Annotated in this window: 3 protein-coding genes; all 3 read left to right on the top strand. The window is 64.4% G+C overall.

Annotated features, from left to right (window positions below; all coding sequences use genetic code 11):
* Window positions 1–116: 116 nt before the first annotated feature.
* The 3 genes from QMX89_RS22480 (at window position 117) to asd (ending at window position 3,195) form a co-directional block, all read left to right on the top strand.
* Window positions 117–875: a class I SAM-dependent methyltransferase gene (locus QMX89_RS22480; protein WP_282349939.1), complete on the top strand. Its 759-nt coding sequence runs from the start codon at window positions 117–119 to the stop codon at window positions 873–875.
* Between the two features lie 58 nt (window positions 876–933).
* The gene (gene leuB / locus QMX89_RS22475; RefSeq protein WP_056843282.1) at window positions 934–2,016 is read left to right on the top strand and encodes a 3-isopropylmalate dehydrogenase; all 1,083 of its coding nucleotides are present in this window, start codon (window positions 934–936) and stop codon (window positions 2,014–2,016) included.
* Window positions 2,017–2,082: 66 nt separating this feature from the next.
* Window positions 2,083–3,195 carry an aspartate-semialdehyde dehydrogenase gene (asd, locus tag QMX89_RS22470; protein WP_282349938.1) on the top strand — a complete coding sequence of 371 codons (1,113 nt, stop codon included), beginning with the start codon at window positions 2,083–2,085 and terminating at the stop codon, window positions 3,193–3,195.
* Window positions 3,196–3,435 lie beyond the last annotated feature (240 nt).

Raw genomic sequence — 3,435 nt, 5'->3', positions numbered from 1 at the left:
GCCCCGCTCCCACAAGAGGCTCGCCGCCGATGTGGGAGCGGGGCGGGCGGCGGGCCCTCTGCCCGCGAAGAGGCCGGCAAGGCCACCACAAACCCAGGCACAAGGAAGCCCACTCCATGACCCAGCACAGCCAAGTCGTGCAGAAACAGTTCGGCGAACAGGCCTCGGCCTACCTGAGCAGCGCCGTTCACGCCCAAGGTGCTGAATTTGCGCTGCTTCAGGCGGAACTGGCCGGCCAGTCCCAGGCTCGGCTGCTGGATCTGGGTTGCGGCGCCGGCCACGTCAGCTTTCACTGCGCGCCACTGGTCAAGCAGGTGGTGGCCTATGATCTGTCGCAGCAGATGCTCGATGTAGTCGCCAGCGCCGCTCACGAGCGAGGGCTGGCCAACGTCAGCACCCAGCTCGGCCCGGCCGAACAGCTGCCGTTCGCCGATGGCGAATTCGACTACGTGTTCAGCCGCTACTCGGCTCACCACTGGAGCGACCTGGGCCTGGCCCTGCGCGAAGTGCGCCGGGTGCTCAAGCCCGGTGGCGTGGCGTGCTTCATCGACGTGATGTCGCCGGGCAACCCGCTGCTCGATACCTATCTGCAGAGCGTGGAAGTGCTGCGCGACACCAGTCATGTGCGCGACTACAGTGCCGGCGAATGGCTGAGCCAGATCAATGCGGCCGGGCTGCAGGTGCGCGGGCATACACGCCAGCGCCTGCGCCTTGAATACGTGTCCTGGGTCGAGCGCATGCGCACCCCCGAGGTGATGCGTGCGGCGATCCGCACCTTGCAGCGAGCCGTGGGCGCCGAGGTGCGCGAGTATTACCAGATCGACGACAATGGCTCGTTCAGCACCGACGTGCTGGTGTTGTGGGCCCAGCGTTGAGCATTCATTCACGGCCTGCCCGAGGGCGCGCCGTATTACCGGAATTAACGAGGAAAGCATGAGCAAGCAGATTCTGATTCTCCCAGGCGACGGCATCGGCCCGGAAATCATGGCAGAAGCGGTCAAGGTGCTGGAGCTGGCCAACGACAAGTTCCAGCTGGGCTTCGAACTGGCCCATGACGTGATCGGTGGCGCAGCCATCGACAAGCACGGCGTGCCGCTGGCCGATGAAACCCTGGAACGCGCCCGTGCCGCCGATGCGGTGCTGCTGGGCGCCGTGGGCGGTCCGAAATGGGACAAGATCGAGCGCGACATCCGCCCGGAGCGCGGCCTGCTGAAAATCCGTTCTCAGTTGGGCCTGTTCGCCAACCTGCGTCCGGCCATCCTCTACCCGCAACTGGCGGACGCTTCCAGCCTGAAGCCGGAAATCGTGGCCGGGCTGGACATCCTCATCGTCCGTGAGCTGACCGGCGGCATCTACTTCGGTGCCCCCCGTGGCACCCGTGAACTGGAAGGCGGCGAGCGCCAGGCGTATGACACGCTGCCCTACAGCGAGAGCGAGATCCGCCGCATCGTGCGCGTGGGCTTCGACATGGCCCAGGTGCGCGGCAAGAAGCTCTGCTCGGTGGACAAGGCCAACGTATTGGCATCCAGCCAGCTGTGGCGCGAAGTGGCCGAAGAGATCGGCAAGGATTATCCCGACGTCGAGCTGAGCCACATGTACGTCGACAACGCCGCCATGCAGCTGGTGCGCGCGCCGAAACAATTCGACGTGATGGTCACCGACAACATGTTCGGCGACATTCTTTCCGATGAAGCGTCGATGCTCACCGGCTCCATCGGCATGTTGCCCTCGGCCTCCCTGGACGCCCACAACAAGGGCATGTACGAGCCGTGCCACGGGTCGGCACCGGACATCGCCGGGCAGGGCATCGCCAACCCGCTGGCGACCATCCTCTCGGTGTCGATGATGCTGCGCTACAGCTTCAATCAGCACGCGGCCGCCGATGCCATCGAGCAGGCGGTCAGCCTGGTCCTGGACCAGGGCTTGCGCACCGGCGATATCTGGTCCGAAGGCAACGCGCGGATCGGTACGCAGGAAATGGGCGATGCAGTAGTCGCCGCGCTGCGGAATCTGTAATCTCTTGGGCCCGCTGCGACTTTCAATCGAAAGCAGCGGCCCACTTTTCAAGAAGGTGTAGTTGCGATGAAACGTGTAGGTCTGATCGGTTGGCGCGGCATGGTCGGTTCCGTGCTCATGCAGCGGATGCTGGAAGAGCAGGATTTCGATCTTATCGAGCCGGTGTTTTTCACCACCTCCAATGTGGGCGGCCAAGGGCCTGCGGTGGGCAAGGACATTGCCCCGCTCAAGGATGCCTACAGCATTGAAGAGCTGAAGACACTCGACGTGATCCTGACCTGCCAGGGTGGCGACTACACCAGCGAGGTATTCCCCAAGCTGCGCGAGGCTGGCTGGCAGGGCTACTGGATCGACGCCGCCTCCAGCCTGCGCATGCACGATGACGCAGTGATCGTGCTCGACCCGGTCAACCGCCGCGTGATCGACCAGCAGCTCGATGCCGGCACCAAGAACTACATCGGTGGCAACTGCACCGTGAGCCTGATGCTGATGGGCCTGGGCGGTCTGTTCGAGGCCGGTCTGGTGGAGTGGATGAGCGCCATGACCTACCAGGCGGCGTCCGGTGCCGGTGCGCAGAACATGCGCGAGCTGATCAAGCAGATGGGCAGCACCCACGCCTCGGTAGCCGATGACCTGGCCAACCCGGCCAGTGCCATTCTGGACATCGATCGCAAGGTGGCCGAGGCCATGCGTGGCGAGGGTTATCCGACCGAGAACTTCGGTGTGCCGCTGGCCGGCAGTCTGATTCCGTACATCGACAAGGAGCTGCCGAACGGGCAGAGCCGTGAAGAGTGGAAGGCTCAGGCCGAGACCAACAAGATCCTGGGTCGCTTCAAGAGCCCGATCCCGGTGGACGGCATCTGCGTGCGCATCGGCGCCATGCGCTGCCACAGTCAGGCGCTGACCATCAAGCTGAACAAGGACGTGCCGATGGCAGACATCGAAGGCCTGATCAGCCAGCACAACCCATGGGTCAAACTGGTACCCAACAGCCGTGAAGCGAGCATGCAGGAACTGACCCCGACCCAGGTCACCGGCACGCTCAACATTCCGGTCGGGCGCTTGCGCAAGCTGAACATGGGCTCGCAGTACCTGGGCGCGTTCACCGTCGGCGACCAATTGCTGTGGGGCGCCGCCGAGCCGTTGCGCCGCATGCTGCGGATTTTGCTGGAGCGTTGATTTCCTCAGGTTCGCTGGGTTCCCCCAGCCGAACCGCACCGACCGCCGACTCGGCTTGCGCCGCTGCTACAGGGTGCGCGGTCTCTGTAGCAGCGGCGCGAGCCGCGTCCGGGTTCATCGCGTTCTTCTAGGCATACCGCGTTCACCGCTGACGCGGCTTGCGCCGCTGCTACAGGGTGCGCGGTCTCTGTAGCAGCGGCGCGAGCCGCGTCCGGGTTCATTGCGTGCTTTCAGGCATAC

The organism is Pseudomonas sp. PS01301 (assembly GCF_029960215.1).
Taxonomy (GTDB): Bacteria; Pseudomonadota; Gammaproteobacteria; order Pseudomonadales; family Pseudomonadaceae; genus Aquipseudomonas; species Aquipseudomonas coleopterorum.
Note: the sequence above shows the minus strand (reverse complement) of the source record. Positions and strands in the feature narration are given on the sequence as shown.